Origin of the sequence: Cellulosimicrobium composti (assembly GCF_010287905.1) — a bacterium.
Classification (GTDB): domain Bacteria; phylum Actinomycetota; class Actinomycetes; order Actinomycetales; family Cellulomonadaceae; genus Cellulosimicrobium; species Cellulosimicrobium composti.
On the sequence record NZ_JAAFAN010000001.1, the window covers coordinates 115324 to 139432 of the forward strand.

Below are 24109 nucleotides of genomic sequence, written 5' to 3' on the forward strand. Positions count from 1 at the left end.
GGGTCCGTCGCGCGTGCACCATCGAACCACACGCCCGCGCCTTCACGAGAATCACACTCCTCGGAGGGCGAAACGCGGGGCGGCGCCCGGTGCGGCGCACTACGATGAGTCCCGTGAGTGACCAGACAGCGCAGCCCGAGGACAAGCAGCCGCTCGACCTGCCCCCGATGATCGAGCCCGAGCCCGCAGCGACCCCCGCACCGTCGGGCCGTCCCGCGCGCCGCGCCGTCGTCGCGGAGGACGAGGCCCTGATCCGTCTCGACGTCGTCGAGACGCTGCGGGACGCGGGCTTCGAGGTCGTCGGCGAGGCCGGCGACGGCGCGACGGCGGTGAAGCTGGCGCTCGAGCTCAAGCCGGACGTCGTCGTCATGGACGTGAAGATGCCCGAGCTCGACGGCATCTCCGCGGCCGAGCAGATCGGCAAGGCGCACGCCGCGCCGGTCGTCCTGCTCACCGCGTTCTCGCAGGCCGAGCTCGTCGAGCGGGCGCGCGACGCGGGGGCGATGGCCTACGTGGTCAAGCCGTTCACGCCGGCGGACCTGCTGCCCGCGGTCGAGATCGCGATCTCGCGCTACTCGCAGATCACGGCGCTCGAGTCCGAGGTCGCGGACCTCGCGGAGCGCTTCGAGACGCGCAAGCGGGTCGACCGCGCGAAGGGTCTGCTCATGACGAAGATGGGCCTGTCGGAGCCGGAGTCGTTCCGCTGGATCCAGAAGACGTCGATGGACCGCCGCCTCACCATGCGCGAGGTCGCGGACGCCGTCATCGAGCAGGTCGGCGGCGCCTGAGCCGCCCCGGCGCGCCCGGTGCGTCGCGCGAGGTCCTGAGCAGGACCTTTGTCACGCCGCTCCGGGCGGGCTATCGTCTTGGACTGGCGTCCAGTCGTTCCGGGGCGGTGAACACGGTCGCCACGTAGTGCTCAGTCGACGGCCGACGGCGCTGTCCGAGCGACGTGGACCACATCACGCCCCACGTCCCTCGGTGCCGCCGGTCCCACGGTGCGAACGAGGAGGAGCGCAGTGCGCCCAGCAGTGGAGGTCAGGCCAGCGGTCGGTGACGACCTGCCGGGTATCGCCGTGCTGTGCTCGGAGGCACGGCGCGAGTCGGCGTCCGGGGCGCAGATCTGCGCGCCCGACGAGGACCGCCTCGTCCGGCACCTGTCGGTCCTGCTCACGCTCCCCGGGGGCAACGTGCTCGTCGCCCTGCACGACGGCCGTCCCGTCGGCTTCGTCCTCGCGCGCGTGCTCGAGCCGCACCTGTTCGCCGACGAGCCCAGCCTCTACGTCGAGGCCGTCTACGTGGGCGAGGACGCGCGCCGGCGCGGCGTGGGCCACGCGCTGCTCAGCGCGACGGCCGACCTCGCCGCCTCCTCCGGGGCGACGCACGTCTACTCCGTCCCGATCCCCGGGTCGCGTGGGGTGCAGCGCTTCCTCGCGCGGCTCGGCTTCGGCCCCGTGGCCGGGCACCGCGTCGTCTCGACCGCGGTGCTGCAGCGCCGCCTCGCGGCCGACCTCGCGCCCGCGCGCCGCGGTGCGCGCTCGCTCGAGGACCTCATCGCCCGCCGCCGCCGCGCCCGGACCGAGACCATGTCCGGGCCGGTCGACCTGCGCGACTTCCAGGCCGAGTACAGCCGTCGCGCGGGCGTGGTGACGCCGGCCGAGACGCGCGAGACGCTGCCCGGCTGAGCAGGCCCGCCCGCCGGCCGGCGCCCTCCGGTCAGCCCGTGGCGAGGATCATGCACGTGAGGCGCGCCGTGCACACGCGCCGGCCCGCGTCGTCGGACACGACGATCTCGTAGCTCGCGGTGGTGCGCCCGCGGTGGACCGCGACCGCCTCCCCGTGCACCCACCCGTCGCGCACGCCCCGGTGGTGCGTCGCGTTGACCTCGATGCCCACCGCGGCGCGGCCGGGTCCGCCGTGCAGCTGCGCGGCGATCGAGCCGAGCGTCTCCGCGAGCACGACCGACGCGCCGCCGTGCAGCAGTCCCGCCGGCTGCGTGTTGCCCGCGACGGGCATCCGCGCCGTGACGCGCTCCGCGCCCACCTCCTCCAGCTCGATCCCCATGCGCTCGATGAGGGTGCCCTCGGTGCGCAGGCCCATGGCCTCGTAGGCGTGGCGGGGGACGTCGGGGCTGGGCGGGGCGTCGGCGGCGGGCCCGGCGGGCCGGGCCTCGGGGTCGAGGCCGTGCGTGTCGGTCATGGGCGATAGGTTGGCACCCGTGACGACCTCCGCGCGACCCCGCCTCCTGCTCATCGACGGACACTCCATGGCCTACCGCGCGTTCTTCGCGCTCCCGGCGGAGAACTTCTCGACGACGACGGGGCAGCACACCAACGCGGTCTACGGCTTCACGTCGATGCTCATCAACCTGCTGCGCGACGAGGAGCCGACGCACGTCGCGGTCGCGTTCGACGCCGGGCGCCAGTCCTTCCGCACCGAGATCCTCCCGAGCTACAAGGGCACGCGCGAGTCCACTCCCGAGCCGTTCCGCGGCCAGGTGCCGCTCATCAAGGAGATCCTCGAGACGCTGAACATCCCCACGCTCGAGCGCGAGGGCTACGAGGCCGACGACATCTTCGCGACGCTCGCCACGCAGGGCGCGGCCGCGGGGATGGAGGTGCTCGTCTGCTCGGGCGACCGCGACTCGTTCCAGCTCGTGGGCCCGGACGTGACGGTGCTCTACCCCAAGAAGGGCGTGTCGGAGCTCGCGCGCATGGACGCCGCGGCCGTCGTCGAGAAGTACGGGGTGCCGCCCGAGCGCTACCCCGACCTCGCCGCGCTCGTGGGCGAGACGTCGGACAACCTGCCGGGCATCCCGGGGGTCGGCCCCAAGACGGCGGCCAAGTGGATCAACGCCTACGGCGACCTCGACGGCCTGCTCGACCACGCCGACGAGATCAAGGGCAAGGCGGGGGAGAACCTGCGCGCGCACCTCGAGCAGGTGCGTCTCAACCGGCAGCTCAACGCGCTCCTGCGCGACCTCGAGCTCCCCGTCGCGCCCGACGACCTCGCCGCGCGCCCGTGGGACCGCGAGGCCGTCCACCGGGTCCTCGACGCGCTCGAGTTCCGCGTCCTGCGCGACCGCCTCTTCGCGATCGCGCCCGAGGGCGAGGTCGAGGCGGAGGCCGGGTTCGACGTCGACGTCGCCGACGTCCTGCCGGGCGGTCTCGGCGCGTGGCTCGCCGAGCACGGCGACCGGCGCCTGGGCGTCGAGGTCGCCGGCAAGGCCGTCCCCGGCGGCGGCGACGCGTGGGGCCTCGCGCTGTCCGACGACGCGGGTGCGGCGGTCGCCCTCGAGCTCGCGGACGTCGCGGGCGCCGACGACGAGGCGCTCGCCGCGTGGCTCGCGGATCCCGCGCGGCCCAAGGTCGTGCACGGCGCGAAGGCGGCGTGGCACGAGCTCGCCGCGCGCGGGTACGACCTCGCGGGCGTCACGTTCGACACCGAGCTCGCGGCGTACCTGTGCCACCCGGACCAGCGCGGCTACGACCTCGGCGACCTCGTCGTGCGGCACCTGCACCGCGAGCTGCGCCCGGACACCGAGTCGGGCAGCGACGCGCAGGGCGCGCTCGACCTCTCGCTCGACGGGGGCGGCGAGCAGGAGCGCGACGCCGTGCGCGCGCTCGCGGTCGCGCAGCTCGGGGACGTCCTCGCGGGCGAGCTCGAGGACCGCGGCGCCACGACGCTCCTCACCGACCTCGAGCTCCCGCTGTCCGGGGTGCTCGCGCGCATGGAGCAGCGCGGCATCGCGGCCGACGTCGAGTACCTGCGCGAGCTCGAGCAGCACTTCGGGGACCTCGTCGCCACGGCGGCGGGCGAGGCGTACGCCGTGATCGGGCGGGAGGTGAACCTGGGTTCGCCGAAGCAGCTCCAGGAGGTCCTGTTCGACCAGCTCGGCATGCCGAAGACGAAGAAGATCAAGACGGGGTACACGACGGACGCCGCGGCGCTCGCGGACCTGTTCGCCAAGACGCAGCACCCGTTCCTCGAGCACCTGCTCGCGCACCGTGACGCGTCGCGCCTGCGCCAGACGGTCGAGGGCCTGCTCAAGTCGGTCGCCGACGACGGCCGGATCCACACGACCTTCCAGCAGACGATCGCGGCGACGGGCCGCCTCAGCTCGACGGACCCCAACCTGCAGAACATCCCGATCCGCACGGAGGCGGGGCGCCGGATCCGGCGCGCGTTCGTCGTGGGCGAGGGCTACGAGACGCTCATGACGGCGGACTACAGCCAGATCGAGATGCGCATCATGGCGCACCTCTCCGGCGACGAGGGCCTCATCGAGGCGTTCCGCTCGGGCGAGGACCTGCACTCCTACGTCGGCTCGCGCGTCTTCGAGGTCCCCGCGGCCGAGGTCACGCCCGCGATGCGCTCGAAGATCAAGGCGATGTCCTACGGACTCGCGTACGGGCTGTCGGCGTTCGGGCTCTCGCAGCAGCTCACCATCGAGGTGGGCGAGGCGCAGAAGCTCATGGACGACTACTTCGAGCGCTTCGGCGGCGTGCGGGACTACCTCACCGGTGTCGTCGACGAGGCGCGCGCGACCGGGTACACCGCGACGATCCTCGGCCGCCGGCGCTACCTGCCCGACCTCACGAGCGACAACCGCCAGCGACGCCAGATGGCCGAGCGCATGGCGCTCAACGCCCCCATCCAGGGCAGCGCGGCGGACATCATCAAGGTCGCGATGCTCAACGTGCAGCGCGCGGTCGACGAGCGCGGGCTGCGGTCGCGGCTCCTGCTGCAGGTGCACGACGAGCTCGTGGTCGAGGTCGCGCCGGGCGAGCGCGACGCGGTCGAGGAGGTGCTGCGCACGCAGATGGGCGCCGCCGCGGACCTCGACGTGCCGCTCGACGTGTCGGTGGGCGTCGGCGCCACGTGGCACGACGCCGGCCACTGACGCCCGGGGGTCAGCCCGGCAGGCGCGTGCGGAAGATCGCCGTGCCGGGCAGGTAGGCGCCGCGCACGGGGCCCCACCCGCCCCACACCTCGGTGTTGCCCGCAGGCCACTCCGGCTCGACGACGTCGTGCAGCTCCAGGCCCGCGGCGACGACCTCGCGCACGTGGTCGCCCAGCGTGCGGTGGTACTCGGCGTACACGACACGTCCCGCGGCGTCGGTCTCGACGTACGGGCGCCTGTCGTAGTACGAGCGGTTCGCGGTGAGCCCGTGCTCGCTCGGGTCGTCGGGGAACGCCCACCGGGTCGGGTGCGTCACCGAGAACGTCCACGTGCCGCCCGGGCGCAGCACGCGCGCGACCTCGCGGTGGACGGCGTCGGCGTCGGGCACGAACGGGATCGCGCCGAACGACGTGAACGCGACGTCGAACGTCGCGTCCGCGAAGGGGAGCCTCCGGGCGTCGGCCTGCACCATCGGCACCCGGACGCCGGTCGCCCGGTCGAGCGCCGCCCCGGCCGCGAGCATCCCGCCGGACACGTCCGTGGCCACCACGCGGGCTCCCTGCGTCGCGAGCCACCGCGAGCACTGGGCCGCGCCCGCCCCGACCTCGAGCACGCGACGCCCGGCGACGTCGCCGAGCAGGCGCGCGTCGCGCTCGCGCAGGCCCTCCGGGCACCAGCAGAAGTCGGCGGCGCCGAGGAACGCCCCGTGCTCGTCGAGGTACTCGTGGGCGTTGGCGTCCCACCACGCGCGGCCCGCGCGCCCACCCTCGGTGGCCGGGACGTCCCGGTAGCCCGCGTCCGCCGTCGGCCCCGGCGCGGTCGCGTGGGGTCCGGGCTCGTGCCCTGCCGCACCGGGCGCGGCCGGCTCGTGCGGTGCTGGCGAGGAGGGTGCGCTCATGCGGCCATTGTCCCGGTCGCGCGGGCGCGGCAGGTCCCGTGCGCGCCGCACGGCCCCCAGGACCGGGACCTTGGTCGTCGGCCTGCCCGAGGACCGGGACGGACGATGACCTGCGTCGCGGCGATGACTAGGGTTGACGCTGACGCGGCGCCGCGGAGGTCGGTGCCTCCGTCGACGCCGGGCGCGTGCGCGAGGACGCGCGACGACGACGAGACGGAGGAACATCGGTGCGCATCGGACTTCTCACCGGCGGAGGCGACTGCCCCGGGCTGAACGCGGCGATCCGGGCCGTGGTCAAGCAGGGGACGGGGGAGTACGGGCACACGATCATCGGCTTCCGCAACGGGTGGCGCGGCGTCGTCGACGGCGACGTGCACCCGCTCGGTCGCCAGGACATCCGCAACGTCCTGCCGGTCGGCGGCACGCTCCTCGGGACGGCGCGGTTCCACCCGCGACAGGAGGACGGCAGTATGGACGCCGTCCTCGCGACGGTCGAGGCGGAGCGTCTCGACGCGCTCATCTGCATCGGCGGGGACGGCACGCTCCACGCCGCGAGCCGCGTCGCGGAGGCGGGCGTGAAGATCGTCGCGATCCCCAAGACCATCGACAACGACGTCGAGGGCACGGACCTGTCCATCGGGTTCCACACGGCCGTGAACATCGCGACCGAGGCGCTCGACCGCGTGCACACGACGGCGGAGAGCCACAACCGCGTCATGGTCGTCGAGGTCATGGGCCGCCACGCGGGCTGGATCGCCGTCAACGCGGGCATCGCCGGCGGCGCCGAGGTCGTGCTCGCGCCGGAGGAGCCGTTCGACATCGACCAGGTCGTCAAGTTCCTGCGCCACCGCCACCGCGCGCACGCGAACTTCTCGATCGTCGTGGTCGCGGAGGGCGCCGTGCCGCGCGAGGGGTCGATGGAGTTCACGCAGCAGCTCGGGCGGTTCGGGGAGATCGTCGCCGGGTCGGTCGGCGAGCGCGTGAGCGCCGAGATCGCGGAGCGCACCGGGTTCGACACGCGCCTCACCGTGCTCGGCCACGTGCAGCGCGGCGGCGAGCCGACGCCCACCGACCGCATCCTCGGGAGCCGGTTCGGGGTGGCGGCCGTCGACGCCGTGAGCGCGGGGACGTCGGGGGTCATGACGGCGCTGCGCGGGGAGCGCGTCGAGCTCGTCCCTCTCGCGGAGGTCGCGGGCCGCCCCAAGCGGGTCCCGGAGGAGCTGCTGCGCGTCGCGCGCGTGCTCGCCTGACGCCCTGCCGCGTGCGCCGGCCGCGGCGCACGCGGCCGCGTTGACCCGCGGGGTGACACGCGGATAAGGTGGACGCCGGTGCATTGCGCCTGCCTTCATCCCGGACCACGACGACCACCAGGACGTCGCCGCACCGGGGCGTCGGGGGGCGGTGCGCCGAGAACCCTACCCGCTCGACTACACCTGTCCGCATCGGAGCATCGAACTCAATGACCATCTCTACCCCCGCGAAGTCCGCACCCCAGGTTGCCGTCAACGACATCGGCACCGAGGAGGACTTCCTCGCCGCCGTTGACGCGACCATCAAGTACTTCAACGACGGCGACATCGTCGAAGGCACGATCGTCAAGGTGGACCGCGACGAGGTCCTCCTCGACATCGGCTACAAGACCGAGGGCGTCATCCCCTCCCGCGAGCTGTCCATCAAGCACGACGTGGACCCCGGTGAGGTCGTCAACGTCGGCGACGCGGTCGAGGCCCTCGTCCTCCAGAAGGAGGACAAGGAAGGCCGTCTGATCCTGTCCAAGAAGCGCGCCCAGTACGAGCGCGCCTGGGGCACGATCGAGAAGATCAAGGAGGAGGACGGCGTCGTCACCGGCACCGTCATCGAGGTCGTCAAGGGTGGTCTCATCCTCGACATCGGCCTCCGTGGCTTCCTCCCGGCCTCCCTGGTGGAGATGCGTCGCGTCCGCGACCTCCAGCCGTACGTCGGCAAGGAGATCGAGGCGAAGATCATCGAGCTCGACAAGAACCGCAACAACGTCGTCCTCTCGCGCCGTGCGTGGCTCGAGCAGACGCAGTCCGAGGTCCGCTCCACCTTCCTGCAGACGCTGCAGAAGGGCCAGGTGCGCCCCGGTGTCGTCTCCTCGATCGTCAACTTCGGTGCGTTCGTGGACCTCGGCGGCGTCGACGGTCTCGTGCACGTCTCCGAGCTGTCCTGGAAGCACATCGACCACCCGTCCGAGGTCGTCGAGGTCGGCCAGGAGGTCACGGTCGAGGTCCTGGACGTCGACTTCGACCGCGAGCGCGTCTCGCTGTCGCTCAAGGCGACGCAGGAGGACCCGTGGCAGACGTTCGCCCGGACCCACGCGATCGGTCAGGTCGTGCCGGGCAAGGTCACCAAGCTCGTCCCGTTCGGTGCGTTCGTGCGCGTCGAGGACGGCATCGAGGGTCTCGTGCACATCTCCGAGCTCGCCGTCCGCCACGTCGAGCTGCCGGAGCAGGTCGTCAACGTCGGTGACGAGGTGTTCGTCAAGGTCATCGACATCGACCTCGAGCGCCGTCGCATCTCGCTCTCGCTCAAGCAGGCCAACGAGGGCGTGGACCCGGAGTCGGACGACTTCGACCCCGCGCTGTACGGCATGGCCGCCGAGTACGACGAGCAGGGGAACTACAAGTACCCCGAGGGCTTCGACCCGGAGACCAACGAGTGGCTCGAGGGCTTCGAGGCGCAGCGCGAGGCGTGGGAGGCGGAGTACGCCAAGGCCCACGAGCGCTGGGAGGCGCACCGCAAGCAGGTCGCCGAGGCCGTCAAGGCCGACTTCGACGCCGCGTCGGGCGACTCGGGCTCCTCGAGCTCGGCGTCCTCGAGCACGTCCTACTCGTCGGCCCCGGCCGCCGAGGCCACGGGCACGCTCGCGTCGGACGAGGCGCTCGCCGCGCTCCGCGAGAAGCTCACCGGCAACTGATCTCCTGACGCTCCGCCGCCTGGCGGAACCGTCGCAGGTCGCACGAAGGCCCGCCACCCCTCGGGGTGGCGGGCCTTCGCCGGGTCATGCCTCCCCCCCGCTCCGCCGAGCTTGTGTTTCCGTCCCGCCACGCGCCCGTGACTGGAGGCAACCAATTGCGCGCGGGCGGTAACCGCATGCTCGCGTCAGGCGACGGGCACGGGGGACTCGGCGAACTGGGTCCGGTAGAGGTCGGCGTAGCGGCCGCCGCGGGCGAGCAGCTCGGTGTGCGTGCCCGTCTCGACGACCTCGCCCGCGTCGAGCACGACGATGAGGTCGGCCTCGCGGACCGTCGAGAGCCGGTGCGCGATGACGAGCGACGTGCGACCGCGCAGCGCCTCCGCGAGCGCGGCCTGGACGGCCGCCTCGGAGCCGGAGTCGAGGTGCGCCGTCGCCTCGTCGAGCACGACGAGCTGCGGCGCCTTGAGGAACACGCGGGCGATGGCGAGGCGCTGACGCTCGCCGCCGGACATCCGGTAGCCGCGGTCGCCGACGACGGTGTCCATCCCGGACGGGAGGGCCGCGACGACGTCCCACACGTGCGCGCGCCGCAGCGCTGCCTCGAGCTCGGCGTCGCTCGCGTCGGGCTTGGCGTACCGGAGGTTCTCGGCGATCGAGTCGTGGAAGAGGTGGGCCTCCTGCGTGACGACGCCGACGGCGTCGTGCAGGCTCTCCTGCGTGACCTCGCGCAGGTCCCGGCCGGCGATGCGCACGTGGCCCGCCGTGGGGTCGTACATGCGCGTGACGAGCTGGGACACGGTGGTCTTGCCCGCGCCGGACGACCCGACGAGCGCGACCATCGCGCCGGCGGGCACGGAGAACGACACGTCGCGCAGGGTGTCCGTGGTCGGGTCGGTGCCCTCGACCGCGACGGACTCGAGCGACGCGAGCGACACCTCCGACGCGCTCGGGTAGCGGAACGTCACGCCGTCGAGCTCGAGGCTCGCGCCCCGCCGCTCGATGTCGTCGGCGAGGTCGGTCGCGTCGGGCGCGTCGGTGACGGTCGGCTCGAGGTCGAGCACCTCGAGCACGCGCTCGAAGCTCACGAGTGCGGTCATGACGTCGACCTGCACGTTGGACATCGCGGTGAGGGGCCCGTAGAGGCGCCCGAGGTAGGCGGTGAGCGCGACGACGGTGCCGACGGTGAGGGTGCCGGAGATGGCCATGACGCCGCCGAGGCCGTAGACGATCGCGACCGCGACGGACGCGACGACGGTGAGGCCGACGCGGAACACCGTGCCGTACATCGCCTGCTTGACGCCGATGTCCCGCACGCGGCGGGCCTGCGCGGCGAAGCGGGACGACTCGCGACCCGGGTCGCCGAAGACCTTGACGAGGTGGGCGCCGGCGACGTTGAACCGCTCGTTCATGGTCTGCGCCGCCTCGGCGTTGAGCTCGTAGCTCTCGCGCGTGATCGCGGCGAGGCGCTTGCCCACCCACCGGGCGGGGAGGACGAACGCGGGCAGGAGGGTGAGCGCGAGCAGCGTGAGCTGCCACGACATGGACAGCATCGCCGCGAGCACGAACACGACCGTGAGCAGGTTGGAGAAGACGTTCGACAGGGTCGACGTGAAGGCCTGCTGCGCGCCGAGCACGTCGCCGTTGAGGCGCTGCACGAGCGCGCCGGTGCGGGTGCGGCTGAAGAACGCGAGGGGCATGCGCTGCACGTGGTCGAACACGGCGGTGCGCAGGTCGACGATGAGGCCCTCGCCGATGCGCGAGGAGAACCAGCGCTGCGCGACACCGAGGCCGCCCGAGAGGACGGCGAGGCCCGCGGCGACGAGCGAGAGCGCGACGACGACGCCGACGTCGCCGGCCGCGATGCCGTCGTCGATGATCCGCTGGAACAGCAGCGGCGTCACGGCGCCGGCGGCCGCGTCGATCGAGATGAGCACGAGGAACGCCGCGAGCGCGCGGCGGTAGGGACGGGCGAACGCGAGGACGCGGCGGATCGTGCCGCGGTGAAGGCGTCGCGAGGTGACGGTGGAGTCCTGGCGGAACGAGCGCATGCCGCGCCCGCCGCCGGAGCCGGGGAAGGATGAGGTGAAAGACATGGGGCCTCCTGAGTGGGGGAGGGGCGCGTCGTCCGCGGCGGCGTGAGCCTGCCGGCGGGCGCGGTCTCGTGGACCGCTCGCGCGACTACGATAGTGAGTCTACCTCACAATGAGCCGATACCACAAGTCCCGGATTCCCCGGTACGCTCGCCTCGTGACGAGCGATGCGAGCCAGCGTGCCACGACCCGGGCGCGCACGGCGGACGAGACGGCCCCGTCCGACGAGGCGGGGGAGTTCCTCACGCTCCTGCACGCGGCGCTGCGCAGCGTGCGGCGCGAGGCGAGCGAGCGGCTCGAGCCCGCCGGGACCACGCCCGGGCAGTTCCGCATGCTGCGCTTCCTCGCCCGGTGCGACGGCCCGTGCCGGCTCGGCGCGGTCGCGTCGGCGCTCGACGTCGCCCCGCGCTCGGTGACGTCCAAGGTCGACGACGCGGAGCGCGCCGGCCTCGTCCGCCGCACCCCCGACCCGCACGACCGTCGCGCCACGCTCGTCGAGCTGACCCCGCAGGGTCGCGACGTGGTCGAGCAGGTGGGGGCCGAGCGCTCGTCCAGCGCGGGCACCCTTCTCGCACGTCTCGACGCCGCCGAACGCGCAGAGCTCCTGCGCCTCCTGCGCGTCGTCGCGGGTGAGGGTGCCGACGGCGACCGCGGCGCCGGACCGGGCGCGCCGCCGGGCGGCCGCCCGGAGGGCGAGAAGGGTGCGGCTGCGGCCGACGCGCGCGGCTGAGCAGCCCGACGGGCGCGAGGCTGGGCCGCTCGCCGGGCGCGCGTGAGGCAGGGCTGCCCGCCCGCTCGACGCGCTCGTGCCGAGGAGGGTGCTCCGAGCGGGACCGAGGTGCAGCGGGTCGAGCCGGGCACCCCGGCGCGAGGTCGTCCGCCGGCTGGCAGGATGGAGCGCATGTTTCGCATCGGCCTGACCGGAGGGATCGCGGCGGGCAAGTCCGTCGCGCTGGCGCGCTTCGCCGAGCTCGGCGCCGTCGTCATCGACTACGACACGCTCGCGCGCGACGCCGTCGCGCCCGGCACGGTCGGTCTGGACGAGGTCGTCGAGGCCTTCGGGCCCGGCGTGCTCGGGCCGGACGGCACCCTCGACCGCGCGGCGCTCGGCCGTCTCGTCTTCGGCGACGACGCCGCGCGCGAGCGCCTCAACGCGATCGTCCACCCGGAGGTGCGCCGGCTCGCGGCCGAGCGCGAGGCCGCGGCGGGCGCGGCCGAACCCCGGGCCGTCGTGGTGCACGACATCCCGCTCCTCGTCGAGACCGGCGACCCGGCGCGCTTCCACTGCGTCGTGGTCGTGCACACGCCCGCGGACGTGCGCGTGCGGCGCCTCGTCGAGGGTCGCGGCCTGGACGAGGGCGAGGCCCGTGCGCGCCTCGCGGCGCAGGCCGACGACGACGCGCGCCTCGCGGCGGCCGACGTCACCCTCGACGGGTCCGGGACGCCGGAGTCCCTCCGGGCGCAGGTCGACGCGCTCTGGGAGCGCGTGCGCGCGGAGGTCGACGCCGAGGTCCGCGCGGAGATCGAGGAGCACGAGGCGTGACGGTCGTCGTGAGCGGGTTCGAGCCCTTCGACGGGGCGGCGACGAACCCCTCGTGGGAGACCGCGGCCCGGCTCGCGGAGCGTGGCGAGGAGCTCGTCGGCGAGCGCGTCGTCGCCGTCCGGCTCCGGTGACGTTCGACGGCGCGTGGCCGGCGCTCGAGGGCGCGATCCGCGAGCACGACCCCGACGTCGTCGTCGCGCTCGGGCTCGCGGGCGGGTCCGCGCGCGTGCGACTCGAGCGCGTGGCGGTCAACGTGCGCGACGCGCGGATCCCCGACAACGCGGGCGCGCAGCCCGTCGACGTCCCGGTCGTGCCGGGCGGCCCGGTCGGCTACTTCTCGACGCTCCCGCTCAAGGCGTCGCTCGCCGCGGTCCGCGAGGCGGGCGTGCCCGTTGAGGTGTCGAGCACCGCTGGCACCTACGTCTGCAACGACGTCTTCTACGCGCTCCAGCACGGCTGGGGCGCCGCGCCCGGGCGGCGCGCCGGGTTCGTGCACGTCCCCGACGCCGGCGCCGTGCCGGTCGAGGACCAGGTCGCGGCGGTCGCGGCCGTCGTGCGCCAGGCGCTCCGGGGCGCCGCCGAGCCCGTCCTCGCGGCGGGCACCGAGAGCTGAGGCCCGCGCGGCGGGTCCAGCAGGGTACGGCCCGACGGGGCCTGGCAGGTACGGCCCGCCGGGCCCCCGCGCGTGCGCCCGTCGTCAGGCCGCCGCGCGTCGGCGTGCGACCACGAGGATCGTGGCGCCCGCCGCGAGCAGCAGGGCCGCCACCACCGCGAGCACGGCGACCGACGCGCCGGTCGTCGCGAGGCCGCCGTCCGACGCCACGCCGGTGGGCACCGCCGTCGGCGTCGCGGCCGCGGTGGGCGTCGCGCCGGTCGCGGCGGCGGGCGTCGCCTCCGCCGTGGGCGCACCGGGCTCCTCGGCGGGCGGGTTCTCCGCGGTCGTCGTCGGCGGCACGGTCACGCCCTCGCCCGGGTTCGGCCCCTCCGGGGACGGCTCGGGCTTCGGCTCCTCGACGAGCGGGGTGGCCTCGCACGGCCCGGCGAACGGGTAGTTGTGGTGCTCGATGCCCGCACCGCCGGTGTAGGCGACGGCGCCGTTCGCGAGGACGCGGCCGTTCGTCGACGTCGCGACCGTGAGCGTCGAGTCCTCGCGCGGCACCACGACGGTCCCGGGGAACTGGTCGTTCGTGCCGAGCCGCACGTGCGTCGCGTCGGGGAAGCTCCACAGGAAGTGCGCCGCGAGGTGCTGCGTCGCCTGGTAGACCCGCACGCCGTCGTACGCGACGTACGTCAGGCCGGGGACGCTCACGTCCTCGCCGGTCACCGTGAGCAGCACCGGGCCGGTGCCGGTGACGTGCAGCTCGCGCAGGGTGGCGGCGGCGTCCGCGGTGAGCACGTAGCGCTCCCCGGCCTCGACGGTCAGCGCACCGCCCGTCGGCGTCGCCGCGACCGCGCCGTCCGCCGCGTCCGCCGCGATCCCGGCGGCGAGCGCGGGGAGGTCCGCGTACGGGGCGAGCGCCGTCGCGCGGCCCACGCCCTGCGTCACGGTCCCGCTCGGGCCGTGCACGCTCTCGGTGCTCGGCGCCGGACCCGTGACCGCCCCGCCGACCACGACGTTGCCCCCGCGCGACGCGTGGAGGCCCACCTGGGTGCTCGCCGCCGTCGCGAGGTCGCCGCCGACGACGAGCATGTCGGTCCCGCCCGCGGGCGTGATCGCGGAGCCCCCGCCGCCGGCGGTCCCGACGTTGAGCGTGCCTGCGCCCGAGAGGTCCGCGTCGCCGCCGACCACGACGCGACCCTCGAGCTCCGTCGCCGTCGTGACCGTGAGGCCGCCGCCCGCCCAGATCCCGACGCCGTTGTCCTCCACGGCGGTGAGCTCGTACACGCCGACGGGACGCGTGGTGGGGTCGGTGGCGCAGACGTCGTCCGCGCCGACGGTGGTCGTGGCGCTCGCGGGGGCGGCGAGCCCGACCGTCGTCAGAGCGACGGCGGCGAGCAGGGCGGTTCCGCGGGGGCGCGCGGGGTGCAGGCGCATGGTGTGGGCTCCAGGTCGAGTGCTTCGTCGGTTCGCTAGCGGTGCTGACTAACTCGCCGCAGGCGTCGTCGCCTGCGCCGCGGTCGTCGTGCCGTGCTCCGCGGACGTCGAGGAGCACGGCTAGTCGAGGCCAACCTAGAGGTTCGGCACCACGCCTTCCAAATCGCCTCCTGGTCCCTGGTGACGGCGGGCGTCGTCCGTCGGTCGCGCGGGCACCGACCGGCCCACGACGTTCGTGTGGGCGCCGCGACGTACCGTTGAGACATGCGTCCCGTGACCGATCTCCAGCGCGCCACCGCCCCGTTCGAGGTCATCTCCGAGTACGAGCCGTCGGGCGACCAGCCCACGGCGATCGCGGACCTCGCCCGCCGCGTCCGGGCGGGGGAGAAGGACGTCGTCCTGCTCGGCGCCACCGGTACCGGCAAGTCCGCGACGACCGCATGGCTGATCGAGGAGCTCCAGCGCCCGACGCTCGTCATGGCACCCAACAAGACCCTCGCAGCGCAGCTCGCCACCGAGTTCCGCGAGCTGCTGCCGAACAACGCGGTCGAGTACTTCGTCTCGTACTACGACTACTACCAGCCCGAGGCGTACATCGCGCAGACGGACACCTACATCGAGAAAGACTCGTCGATCAACGACGAGGTCGAGCGCCTGCGGCACTCGGCGACGAGCTCCCTGCTCACGCGGCGCGACGTCGTCGTGGTCGCGTCCGTGTCGTGCATCTACGGCCTCGGCACACCGCAGGAGTACGTGGACCGCATGGTGCGGCTCGACGTCGGCATGCAGGTCGAGCGTGACGACCTGCTGCGCCAGTTCGTCACGATGCAGTACACGCGCAACGACATGGCGTTCACGCGCGGCACGTTCCGCGTGCGGGGTGACACGGTCGAGATCATCCCCGTGTACGAGGAGCTCGCGGTCCGCATCGAGTTCTTCGGCGACGAGATCGAGAGCATCCAGACGCTGCACCCGCTGACGGGTGAGGTCATCCGCTCCGAGCCGAGCATCCACGTGTTCCCCGCGACGCACTACGTCGCCGGGCCCGAGCGCATGGAGCGCGCGATCTCGTCGATCGAGGCCGAGCTCGCGGAGCGGCTCGACGAGCTCGAGCGCCAGAACAAGCTCCTCGAGGCGCAGCGCCTGCGCATGCGCACCACCTACGACATCGAGATGATGCGCCAGATCGGCACGTGCTCGGGCATCGAGAACTACTCGCGGCACATCGACGGCCGCGAGTCGGGCTCGCCGCCGAACACCCTGCTCGACTACTTCCCCGAGGACTTCCTCCTCGTGATCGACGAGTCGCACGTCACCGTGCCGCAGATCGGCGCGATGTTCGAGGGCGACATGTCGCGCAAGCGCAGCCTCGTCGACCACGGCTTCCGGCTCCCGAGCGCGATGGACAACCGTCCGCTGCGCTGGGAGGAGTTCGTCGAGCGGATCGGCCAGACGGTCTACCTGTCGGCGACCCCCGGCGACTACGAGCTCTCGATGGCGGACGGCGTCGTCGAGCAGATCATCCGCCCGACGGGCCTCGTCGACCCGGAGGTCATCGTCAAGCCGACCACCGGGCAGATCGACGACCTTCTGCACGAGATCCGCGAGCGCGTCGAGCGCGACGAGCGCGTGCTCGTCACGACCCTGACCAAGAAGATGGCCGAGGACCTCACGGACTACCTGCTCGAGAAGGACGTGCGGGTCCGGTACCTGCACTCGGAGGTCGACACGCTGCGCCGCGTCGAGCTCCTGCGCGAGCTGCGCCTCGGCGAGTACGACGTGCTCGTCGGCATCAACCTCCTGCGCGAGGGTCTCGACCTGCCCGAGGTCTCGCTCGTCGCGATCCTCGACGCGGACAAGGAGGGCTTCCTGCGCTCGCCCAAGTCGCTCATCCAGACGATCGGCCGCGCGGCCCGCAACGTGTCCGGCGAGGTGCACATGTACGCGGACAAGATCACGCCCGCGATGGCCGCGGCGATCGAGGAGACCGAGCGTCGCCGCGAGAAGCAGATCGCGTACAACACCGAGCACGGGATCGACCCGACGCCGCTGCGCAAGCGCATCTCCGACGTGACGGACATGCTCGCGCGCGAGGACGTCGACACGGCCGAGCTCCTCGCGGGCGGGTACCGCCAGCCGGGCAAGGCGGCGAAGGGCAAGGCCCCGGTACCGGGCTCGCCCAAGGAGGGCGCGTCGTCGGGCAACCGCCTCGCGGGCGCGGCGGCGAGCGACCTCGCAGAGCTCATCCAGGAGCTCAGCGACCAGATGCACGCCGCCGCGGGCGAACTCCAGTTCGAGCTCGCGGCGCGGCTGCGCGACGAGATCTCCGGGCTCAAGAAGGAACTGCGCCAGATGCAGGCGGCCACGGCCTGAGGCCCGCCCGCCCCTGAGGGCGGCGCACGGGGTCCCCGGGCGGGGACGCGGCGGGGCGTCGTGGTGTCCGAGCGCGCCGCGCGGTGTCGAGCGCGAGGACCATGGCCTATGCTGGCTCCTCGTGTGAAGGGGAGTATTCCTCGTGCGGTGATGTCGTCATCACGGCCGGCGCAGTCGTCGGCCCGGTGTCACCGGTCCCACAACCATCAGCCCGCGTCCCGTGCGGGTGCGGGTGGCGGTGCGTGGCGGAAGAGACCTTCGGTACATCGTGCTCCCCACGTACCGGAGGAATCTTCATGGACGTACCCGTCTGGGTCTGGCTCGTCACCGTCTGCGTCATCCTCGCGATGCTCGCCGTGGACTACGTGGGGCACGTGCGCACACCGCACGCCCCGAGCCTGCGCGAGGCCACGTGGTGGTCCGCGGGTTACGTCGCCGTCGCGGTGCTCTTCGGCGCGGTCGTCTGGGCCGTGTGGGGGTCGACGTACGGCGGCGAGTACTTCGCCGGCTACATCACCGAGAAGAGCCTGTCGGTCGACAACCTCTTCGTCTTCGTCCTCATCATGACGAGCTTCCGCGTCCCGCGGCTGTACCAGCAGAAGGTGCTGCTCATCGGCATCACGATCGCGCTGGTGCTGCGGACGATCTTCATCTTCCTCGGCGCCGCGCTCATCGAGAACTTCAGCTGGGTCTTCTACGTCTTCGGCGCGTTCCTGCTCTACACGGCGTGGACCCAGGTCAAGGCCGGCTCCGGGCACGACGAGGAGTTCCACGAGAACGCCGCGCTGCGGCTGACGCGCCGCCTGTTCCCGACGACCGAGTCGTACGTCGAGGACCGGATGACGACGAAGGTCGACGGCAAGCGGTACATCACCCCGATGCTCATCGTGATGATCGCGATCGGCAGCGCCGACCTGCTGTTCGCGGTCGACTCGATCCCCGCGATCTTCGGCCTCACGCAGGAGACCTACCTCGTCTTCGCGGCGAACGCCTTCTCGCTCCTGGGCCTGCGCCAGCTCTACTTCCTCATCGACGGACTCCTCGACCGTCTGGTGTACCTCGCGTACGGCCTCGCCGCGATCCTCGGGTTCATCGGCGTCAAGCTCGTGATCCACGCGCTGCACACCAACGAGGTGCCGTTCGTCAACGGCGGTGAGCACATCACCGTCGTCCCGGAGATCCCGACCGCGCTGTCGCTCGGGTTCATCGTCGTCGTGCTCGCGATCACCACGGTCGCGAGCCTGGCCAAGGACCGCGCCGACCGCCGGCGCTCCGTCGAGAGCTCGGAGGGCTCGCACTGATGGTTCACGAGCTCCCGCTCTGGTTCGAGTGGGCGGCGCTGTCCGCGCTCGCCGTCCTGCTCCTCGTCGACCTGCTCGTCGTGGGGCGTCGTCCGCACGTCCCCTCGATGCGCGAGAGCGCGCTGTGGGTCGGCTTCTACGTCGCGCTCGCGCTGGTGTTCGGGGCGATCGTGGGTGCGGTCGGGGGAGCGGCACCGGCGGGCGAGTTCTACGCCGGGTGGCTGACCGAGTACAGCCTGTCCGTGGACAACCTCTTCGTGTTCGTCATCATCATGGCGAGGTTCGCGGTGCCGCGGGACCAGCAGCAGCGCGTGCTCATGGTCGGCATCATCGTCGCGCTCGTCCTGCGCGGCGGGTTCATCCTCGCGGGCGCGGCGATCATCGCGCAGTTCGTCTGGGTGTTCTACCTGTTCGGCGCGTTCCTCATCTACACCGCGGTCAAGCTCGTCGCGGGCGGGGACGAGCCCGAGGAGTACCGCGAGAACGGCGCGGTGCGCGCCCTGCGGCGCGTCCTGCCGCTCGGGACGCAGTACGACGGCGGCCGGCTGCGCACGGTCGAGGACGGCAAGCGCGTGTTCACGCCGCTCGTGGTGGTGTTCCTCGCGATCGGGAGCACGGACCTGCTGTTCGCGTTCGACTCGATCCCGGCGATCTTCGGTCTCACGCAGGACCCCTTCATCGTGTTCACGACGAACGTGTTCGCGCTCATGGGCCTGCGCCAGCTCTACTTCCTGCTGGGCGGGCTGCTCGAGCGGCTCGTCTACCTCCCGATCGGCCTGGCGGTGATCCTCGGGTTCATCGGGGTGAAGCTCATCCTCGAGGCGCTGCACGAGAACACGCTGCCGTTCCTCAACGGTGGCGAGCACCTCGACGCCGTGCCGACGGTGCCGATCTGGCTGTCGCTCGTCGTCATCGTCGGGGCGCTCGCGGTGACCACGGTCGCGAGCCTCCTGCGCACGCGCGCGGCGCACGCGCGGGACGAGCAGGACCATCCGGCGGACGCTCCCGTCGCGTCGTCCGCGGCGGACGCCGCGGACGGCTCGGGCGACGCGTCGGACGACGAGCCGGTCGAGGTGCCGCACGACGACCCGGGCACCGGCGAGGTGACGCCGACCTGGGGCTCGCGTCCGCAGGACGACGGGGCGCGCTGACGACGGACCGCGCGGACCGCGGCGGGCTGACGGCGGGCGTGCCGACGGCGGGCGCCGGCGACGCGTCAGGCGCGGTCGGCCCAGTCGCCGATGACCGGCGACCACGGCCGGACCGCGCGCTCGGCCACGAGCCCGGCGCGCGCGAACGGGTCCTCGTCGAGCACCGCGGCGACCGCGGCGGGCGTCTCGCCGTCCAGCACGAGCAGCGCCCCCGCGGGCGCGCCCTCGTGGGCGGGCAGCGGGCCGGACGCGAGCAGCGTGCCCCGCTCGTGCAGGCCACGCAGGAACGCGCGGTGCTCGGGGCGCAGCGCGTCGAGGTCGGCGGCGCGGTCGGCGTAGACGTAGGTGACGGCGTGGATCGGCATGAGGGTCAGTGAACCAGCCCGGCCCGGCCCGCGGTCGCCGGGTCCGCGCCTCGGTCGTCCGGACGGCCCACCCTCGGTGCTGCGGCTACCAGCCTCGCTCGCGCCACGCGCCGAGGTGGGGCCGCTCGGCGCCGAGGGTCGTGTCGTCGCCGTGGCCCGGGTAGACCCACGTCGCGTCGTCGAACCGGTCGAAGACGCGCTCGGTCACGTCGGTGAGCAGACGGTCGAAGCGCGCCGGGTCGCGGTCGGTGTTGCCGACGCCTCCGGGGAACAGCGAGTCGCCGGTGAAGAGGTGCACGCGCCCCGCGACGGCCTCCGGCTCGCGCACCGCGCCCGGCTCGCGGTAGGCGAGCGCGACGGAACCCGGCGTGTGGCCGCGCAGGGCGACCACCTCGAGCGTGAGGTCGCCGACCTGCAGGACGTCGCCGTGCCCGACCCGGCGCGCGACGTGCACGCCGGTCGCGGCCGCCACGGCGTCGGCGTCGGGGTCGCCGACCGCGACCGCCGCACCCGTGCCGGCGGCGACCGCGGCGAGCGCCCGGGAGTGGTCGGCGTGGCGGTGCGTCGTGACGACGAGGTCGAGGCGCGCCGACGGCGAGCCCTCGCGCACGAGCGCGAGCACGTCGTCGGGCGAGTCCGCGGCGTCGACGAGGACCTGGGCGCCCGTGCGGCGGCACGTGAGGAGGTAGACGTCGTTCGCGAGCGGCCCGACCGCGAGCTTGCGGATCTCGACGGCGTCGAGGCGCCGCAGGTCGCTCGGGCCGCCCACGACGACTCGTCCGGTGTACGTCATGGCGTCAGTGTGCCGCGTCCGGCGACGGCCCGAGGACCCGACGTGCGCCTGCGGTGAGCGTTCGCCGGGGGAGCGGCGAAGGTGACGTCGAACACCTGTGCGAATGTCGGTGGTCGGTCGTACGATGCTTCGGTGAGCAATCGCCTCGTCATCTCCGGTGCCCGCGAGCACAACCTGCGCAACGTCGACCTCGACCTCCCGCGGGACCGGCTCATCGTCTTCACGGGGCTCTCCGGCTCGGGCAAGTCGTCGCTCGCGTTCGACACCATCTTCGCGGAGGGCCAGCGCCGCTACGTCGAGTCGCTGTCCGCGTACGCGCGCCAGTTCCTCGGCCAGATGGACAAGCCCGACGTGGACTTCATCGAGGGCCTGTCGCCCGCGGTGTCGATCGACCAGAAGTCGACGAACCGCAACCCGCGGTCGACCGTCGGCACCATCACCGAGGTGTACGACTACCTGCGCCTGCTGTTCTCGCGCGCGGGCACGCAGCACTGCCCGGTGTGCGGCGAGCGCGTCACCGCGCAGACGCCGCAGCAGATCGTCGACCGCCTGCTCGAGCTGCCCGAGGGCACGCGCTACCAGGTGCTCGCGCCGGTCGTGCGCGGGCGCAAGGGCGAGTACTCCGAGCTCTTCAAGGAGCTGCAGACCAAGGGCTTCGCGCGCGCCCGCGTCGACGGCGAGGTGCGCACGCTCACGGACGTGCCCGCGCTCGAGAAGAAGCTCAAGCACGACATCGAGGTCGTCGTCGACCGCCTCGTCGCGCGCGAGGGCGTGCAGCGCCGCCTGACCGACTCGGTCGAGACCGCGCTCGGCCTCGCCGGCGGTCTGGTCGTCGTCGAGCTCGTCGACGCCGACCCGGACGACCCGGCGCGCGAGCGCCGCTTCTCCGAGAAGCGCGCGTGCCCCAACGACCACGAGCTCGCGCTCGACGAGATCGAGCCGCGCACGTTCTCGTTCAACGCTCCCTACGGGGCGTGCCCCGAGTGCACGGGCATCGGCTTCCGCCTCGAGGTCGACCCGGACCTCGTGATCCCCGACGAGGAGAAGTCGCTGCGCGAGGGCGCGGTCGCGCCGTGGGCGCAGATCTCCTCGGAGTACTTCGAGCGCGTGCTCACGGCGCTCGCGGACGACCTCGGGTTCTCGATGGACACGCCGTGGCGTGCGCTGCCCGAGCGGGCCAAGAAGGCCGTGCTGCACGGGCAGAACCACCAGGTGCACGTGCGGTACAAGAACCGCTGGGGCCGCGAGCGGCAGTACTCGACGGGTTTCGAGGGCGTCATCACGTTCCTCGAGCGCCGCCACACGGAGACCGAGTCCGAGTGGTCGAAGGAGAAGTACGAGGCCTTCATGCGCGAGGTCCCGTGCCCCGTGTGCCAGGGTGCGCGCCTCAAGCCCGAGGTGCTCGCGGTCAAGGTCGGCGGCAAGTCCATCTGGGACGTGTGCCGCCTGCCGCTGCGCGAGGCCGCGGCGTTCCTCGGTTCGCTCGAGCTCGGGGCGCGCGAGCGCGCGATCGCGACCGAGGTGCTCAAGGAGATCCACGCGCGGCTGGGCTTCCTCCTCGACGTCGGGCTCGACTACCTGTCGCTCGAGCGTCCCGCGGCGACGCTGTCCGGCGGCGAGGCGCAGCGCATCCGGCTCGCGACGCAGATCGGCTCCGGCCTCGTCGGCGTGCTCTACGTGCTCGACGAGCCGAGCATCGGGCTCCACCAGCGCGACAACCGCCGTCTCATCGAGACGCTCACGCGCCTGCGAGACCTGGGGAACACGCTCATCGTCGTCGAGCACGACGAGGACACCATCCGCACGGCGGACTGGGTCGTGGACATCGGCCCGGGCGCGGGCGAGCACGGCGGCCGCGTCGTGCACTCGGGCGACTACGCGGGCCTCCTGGAGGCCCCCGAGTCGGTGACGGGCGCGTACCTCTCGGGCCGGCGCAGCATCCCGCTGCCGGCGCAGCGCCGCCCCGTCGACCCGGCGCGCCAGGTGAAGGTCGTCGGCGCGCGCGAGCACAACCTCACGGGCATCGACGTGAGCTTCCCGCTCGGCACGTTCACCGCCGTCACGGGAGTGTCCGGCTCCGGCAAGTCCACGCTCGTGAACTCGATCCTCTACACCGTGCTCGCCAACGAGCTCAACGGCGCGCGCCAGGTGGCCGGCCGGCACACGCGCGTCACGGGGCTCGAGCACCTCGACAAGGTCGTGCACGTCGACCAGGGGCCGATCGGACGCACGCCGCGGTCGAACCCCGCGACGTACACGGGCGTGTGGGACCACGTGCGCAAGCTCTTCGCGGAGACGACCGAGGCCAAGGTCCGCGGGTACACGCCGGGCCGCTTCTCGTTCAACGTCAAGGGCGGCCGCTGCGAGGCGTGCTCGGGCGACGGCACGCTGAAGATCGAGATGAACTTCCTGCCCGACGTCTACGTCCCGTGCGAGGTGTGCCACGGCGCGCGCTACAACCGCGAGACGCTCGAGGTGCACTTCAAGGGCAAGACCGTCGCCGACGTGCTCGACATGCCGATCGAGGAGGCCGCGGAGTTCTTCGCCGCGGTGCCGGCGATCTCGCGGCACCTCAAGACGCTCGTCGAGGTCGGTCTCGGGTACGTCCGCCTCGGTCAGCCGGCGCCGACGCTCTCGGGCGGCGAGGCGCAGCGCGTCAAGCTCGCGAGCGAGCTGCAGAAGCGCTCGACGGGCCGCACGATCTACGTGCTCGACGAGCCGACGACGGGCCTGCACTTCGAGGACATCCGCAAGCTGCTCGGCGTGCTCCAGTCGCTCGTCGACAAGGGCAACAGCGTCCTCGTGATCGAGCACAACCTCGACGTCATCAAGAGCGCGGACTGGGTCGTGGACATGGGCCCCGAGGGAGGCTCTGGCGGTGGCACGGTCGTCGCGGAGGGCACGCCCGAGCAGGTCGCGCGCGTCGAGGCCAGCCACACGGGGCGCTTCCTCGCGGAGATCCTCGACCAGCACGACCCCGTGCCGGTCGGGACCGCCCCGGCGGCGTCCGCGCCGGCTCCCGCGGCGAAGGGCGCGAAGGGCAAGGGCCGCTCCGCGGCGGCACGCCGGGCGACGGACGAGAAGCCGAAGGCCGGCGCGCGGCGCAAGGCCTCGGCGGCGTAGCGTCCCCGGCCGCCGTCGAGCTGGCGTCCGGGGCCGCCGGAGCGCGTCAGGCGGCGGCGCGTCGCGCGGGCGCCGGCTCCACGAGCACGCGGAAGTTCACCGAGCGTGCGATGAAGCAGTGGTCGTGCGCGCGCTGGTGCAGCGTGGCGAGCGACTCCTCGTCCGTCCCGGGGCCGTCGTCGACCACGACGCGCGGGTGGAGCGTGACGTCGGTGAACTGCCCCTCGCCGCCCGACTCGACGCGCATCGTGCCGGTGGCGTCGTCGACGTACTCGCGCACGACGACGCCCGCGGCCGCCGCGAGGTGGAGGAACCAGAGCATGTGGCACTGGGAGAGGCTGACGACGAACAGCTCCTCGGGGCTGAAGCGCTCCGGGTCGCCCCGGAACGCGGGGTCGGACGACCCGGGCAGCGGGGGCCGACCCGGCAGGAGGACGTCGTGGTCGCGGCTGTACGACGTGTAGGCGGCCGTGCCCTTGTCGCCCGCGCCGGTCCAGCGGACGGTGGCGGTGTACCCGTGCTGTGCGCTCATGGCCGTCACCCTAACGGGCGGTGACGCCCGTCACACCGAAATTCGCCCGTGCCCGCGGACCCGG

The 24109-nt window shown here is 73.1% G+C and carries 20 protein-coding genes; 13 read left to right on the forward strand and 7 right to left on the reverse strand.

The window, feature by feature from the left end; genetic code table 11:
* Window positions 1–167 precede the first annotated feature (167 nt).
* Entirely contained in the window at window positions 168–788 is a 621-nt protein-coding gene (locus tag GYH36_RS00485) for an ANTAR domain-containing response regulator (RefSeq protein WP_051471549.1), read from the forward strand.
* A gap of 231 nt (window positions 789–1019) precedes the next feature.
* Complete coding sequence (locus tag GYH36_RS00490; protein ID WP_155099395.1) at window positions 1020–1685, forward strand: GNAT family N-acetyltransferase; 666 nt, start codon at window positions 1020–1022, stop codon at window positions 1683–1685.
* A 31-nt stretch (window positions 1686–1716) separates the two neighbouring features.
* Here the strand turns inward: GYH36_RS00490 and GYH36_RS00495 are convergent, their stop codons facing one another.
* Window positions 1717–2100 carry a hotdog fold thioesterase gene (locus tag GYH36_RS00495; RefSeq protein WP_034604059.1) on the reverse strand — a complete coding sequence of 128 codons (384 nt, stop codon included), beginning with the start codon at window positions 2098–2100 and terminating at the stop codon, window positions 1717–1719.
* Window positions 2101–2197: 97 nt separating this feature from the next.
* Between GYH36_RS00495 and polA the strand changes: the two genes are divergently transcribed.
* Window positions 2198–4903 (forward strand): DNA polymerase I, encoded by a 2706-nt coding sequence (polA, locus tag GYH36_RS00500; protein WP_162288798.1) that lies wholly within the window; start codon window positions 2198–2200, stop codon window positions 4901–4903.
* 10 nt (window positions 4904–4913) lie between these two features.
* On the opposite strand, the gene GYH36_RS00505 is transcribed toward polA, so the two are convergent.
* Window positions 4914–5801, reverse strand: a complete 888-nt coding sequence (locus GYH36_RS00505) for a class I SAM-dependent methyltransferase (protein WP_024840211.1) — start codon at window positions 5799–5801, stop codon at window positions 4914–4916.
* A gap of 227 nt (window positions 5802–6028) precedes the next feature.
* On the opposite strand from GYH36_RS00505, the gene GYH36_RS00510 reads away from it, so the two are divergent.
* Together GYH36_RS00510 and rpsA are read left to right on the forward strand one after the other, a co-directional pair.
* Window positions 6029–7051 (forward strand): 6-phosphofructokinase, encoded by a 1023-nt coding sequence (locus tag GYH36_RS00510; protein WP_024840212.1) that lies wholly within the window; start codon window positions 6029–6031, stop codon window positions 7049–7051.
* A 209-nt stretch (window positions 7052–7260) separates the two neighbouring features.
* Window positions 7261–8739, forward strand: coding sequence for a 30S ribosomal protein S1 (gene rpsA / locus GYH36_RS00515; protein WP_024840213.1), 1479 nt, complete (start codon window positions 7261–7263; stop codon window positions 8737–8739).
* A gap of 185 nt (window positions 8740–8924) precedes the next feature.
* On the opposite strand, the gene GYH36_RS00520 is transcribed toward rpsA, so the two are convergent.
* Complete coding sequence (locus GYH36_RS00520) at window positions 8925–10832, reverse strand: ABC transporter ATP-binding protein (RefSeq protein ID WP_162288799.1); 1908 nt, start codon at window positions 10830–10832, stop codon at window positions 8925–8927.
* A gap of 154 nt (window positions 10833–10986) precedes the next feature.
* Between GYH36_RS00520 and GYH36_RS19970 the strand changes: the two genes are divergently transcribed.
* The 4 genes from GYH36_RS19970 to GYH36_RS19460 all read left to right on the forward strand — a co-directional run bounded on the left by GYH36_RS19970 (window position 10987) and on the right by GYH36_RS19460 (window position 12985).
* Window positions 10987–11559, forward strand: a complete 573-nt coding sequence (locus tag GYH36_RS19970) for a MarR family winged helix-turn-helix transcriptional regulator (RefSeq protein ID WP_312028440.1) — start codon at window positions 10987–10989, stop codon at window positions 11557–11559.
* 171 nt (window positions 11560–11730) lie between these two features.
* On the forward strand, window positions 11731–12372 hold the full coding sequence (coaE, locus tag GYH36_RS00530; RefSeq protein WP_115943667.1) for a dephospho-CoA kinase: 642 nt from the start codon (window positions 11731–11733) through the stop codon (window positions 12370–12372).
* Window positions 12369–12503, forward strand: a complete 135-nt coding sequence (locus GYH36_RS19975) for a pyroglutamyl-peptidase I family protein (protein WP_281351425.1) — start codon at window positions 12369–12371, stop codon at window positions 12501–12503. Before coaE ends, GYH36_RS19975 begins: the two co-directional genes overlap by 4 nt.
* On the forward strand, window positions 12500–12985 hold the full coding sequence (locus GYH36_RS19460; protein WP_312028441.1) for a pyroglutamyl-peptidase I: 486 nt from the start codon (window positions 12500–12502) through the stop codon (window positions 12983–12985). The genes GYH36_RS19975 and GYH36_RS19460 overlap by 4 nt, the downstream gene beginning before the upstream one ends.
* 84 nt (window positions 12986–13069) lie before the next feature.
* Here GYH36_RS19460 and GYH36_RS00540 read toward each other — a convergent pair whose 3' ends face one another.
* Entirely contained in the window at window positions 13070–14407 is a 1338-nt protein-coding gene (locus tag GYH36_RS00540) for a choice-of-anchor A family protein (protein WP_024840218.1), read from the reverse strand.
* Between the two features lie 264 nt (window positions 14408–14671).
* Between GYH36_RS00540 and uvrB the strand changes: the two genes are divergently transcribed.
* From uvrB to GYH36_RS00555, 3 genes are all read left to right on the forward strand, one after another.
* Window positions 14672–16780 (forward strand): excinuclease ABC subunit UvrB, encoded by a 2109-nt coding sequence (uvrB, locus tag GYH36_RS00545; protein ID WP_024840219.1) that lies wholly within the window; start codon window positions 14672–14674, stop codon window positions 16778–16780.
* 296 nt (window positions 16781–17076) lie between these two features.
* Window positions 17077–18081, forward strand: a complete 1005-nt coding sequence (locus GYH36_RS00550; RefSeq protein WP_162288801.1) for a TerC family protein — start codon at window positions 17077–17079, stop codon at window positions 18079–18081.
* The gene (locus GYH36_RS00555; RefSeq protein WP_162288802.1) at window positions 18081–19232 is read left to right on the forward strand and encodes a TerC family protein; all 1152 of its coding nucleotides are present in this window, start codon (window positions 18081–18083) and stop codon (window positions 19230–19232) included. Before GYH36_RS00550 ends, GYH36_RS00555 begins: the two co-directional genes overlap by 1 nt.
* Window positions 19233–19297: 65 nt before the next feature.
* Here the strand turns inward: GYH36_RS00555 and GYH36_RS00560 are convergent, their stop codons facing one another.
* Together GYH36_RS00560 and GYH36_RS00565 are read right to left on the reverse strand one after the other, a co-directional pair.
* Window positions 19298–19597: a YciI family protein gene (locus tag GYH36_RS00560; protein WP_024840222.1), complete on the reverse strand. Its 300-nt coding sequence runs from the start codon at window positions 19595–19597 to the stop codon at window positions 19298–19300.
* An 85-nt stretch (window positions 19598–19682) separates the two neighbouring features.
* Window positions 19683–20390: an MBL fold metallo-hydrolase gene (locus GYH36_RS00565; protein WP_162288803.1), complete on the reverse strand. Its 708-nt coding sequence runs from the start codon at window positions 20388–20390 to the stop codon at window positions 19683–19685.
* Window positions 20391–20522: 132 nt separating this feature from the next.
* Here GYH36_RS00565 and uvrA point away from each other — a divergent pair, with 132 nt between their 5' ends.
* Window positions 20523–23513, forward strand: coding sequence for an excinuclease ABC subunit UvrA (gene uvrA, locus GYH36_RS00570; RefSeq protein ID WP_024840224.1), 2991 nt, complete (start codon window positions 20523–20525; stop codon window positions 23511–23513).
* A gap of 46 nt (window positions 23514–23559) precedes the next feature.
* On the opposite strand, the gene GYH36_RS00575 is transcribed toward uvrA, so the two are convergent.
* Complete coding sequence (locus tag GYH36_RS00575) at window positions 23560–24045, reverse strand: OsmC family protein (protein ID WP_024840225.1); 486 nt, start codon at window positions 24043–24045, stop codon at window positions 23560–23562.
* Between the last annotated feature and the right edge of the window lie 64 nt (window positions 24046–24109).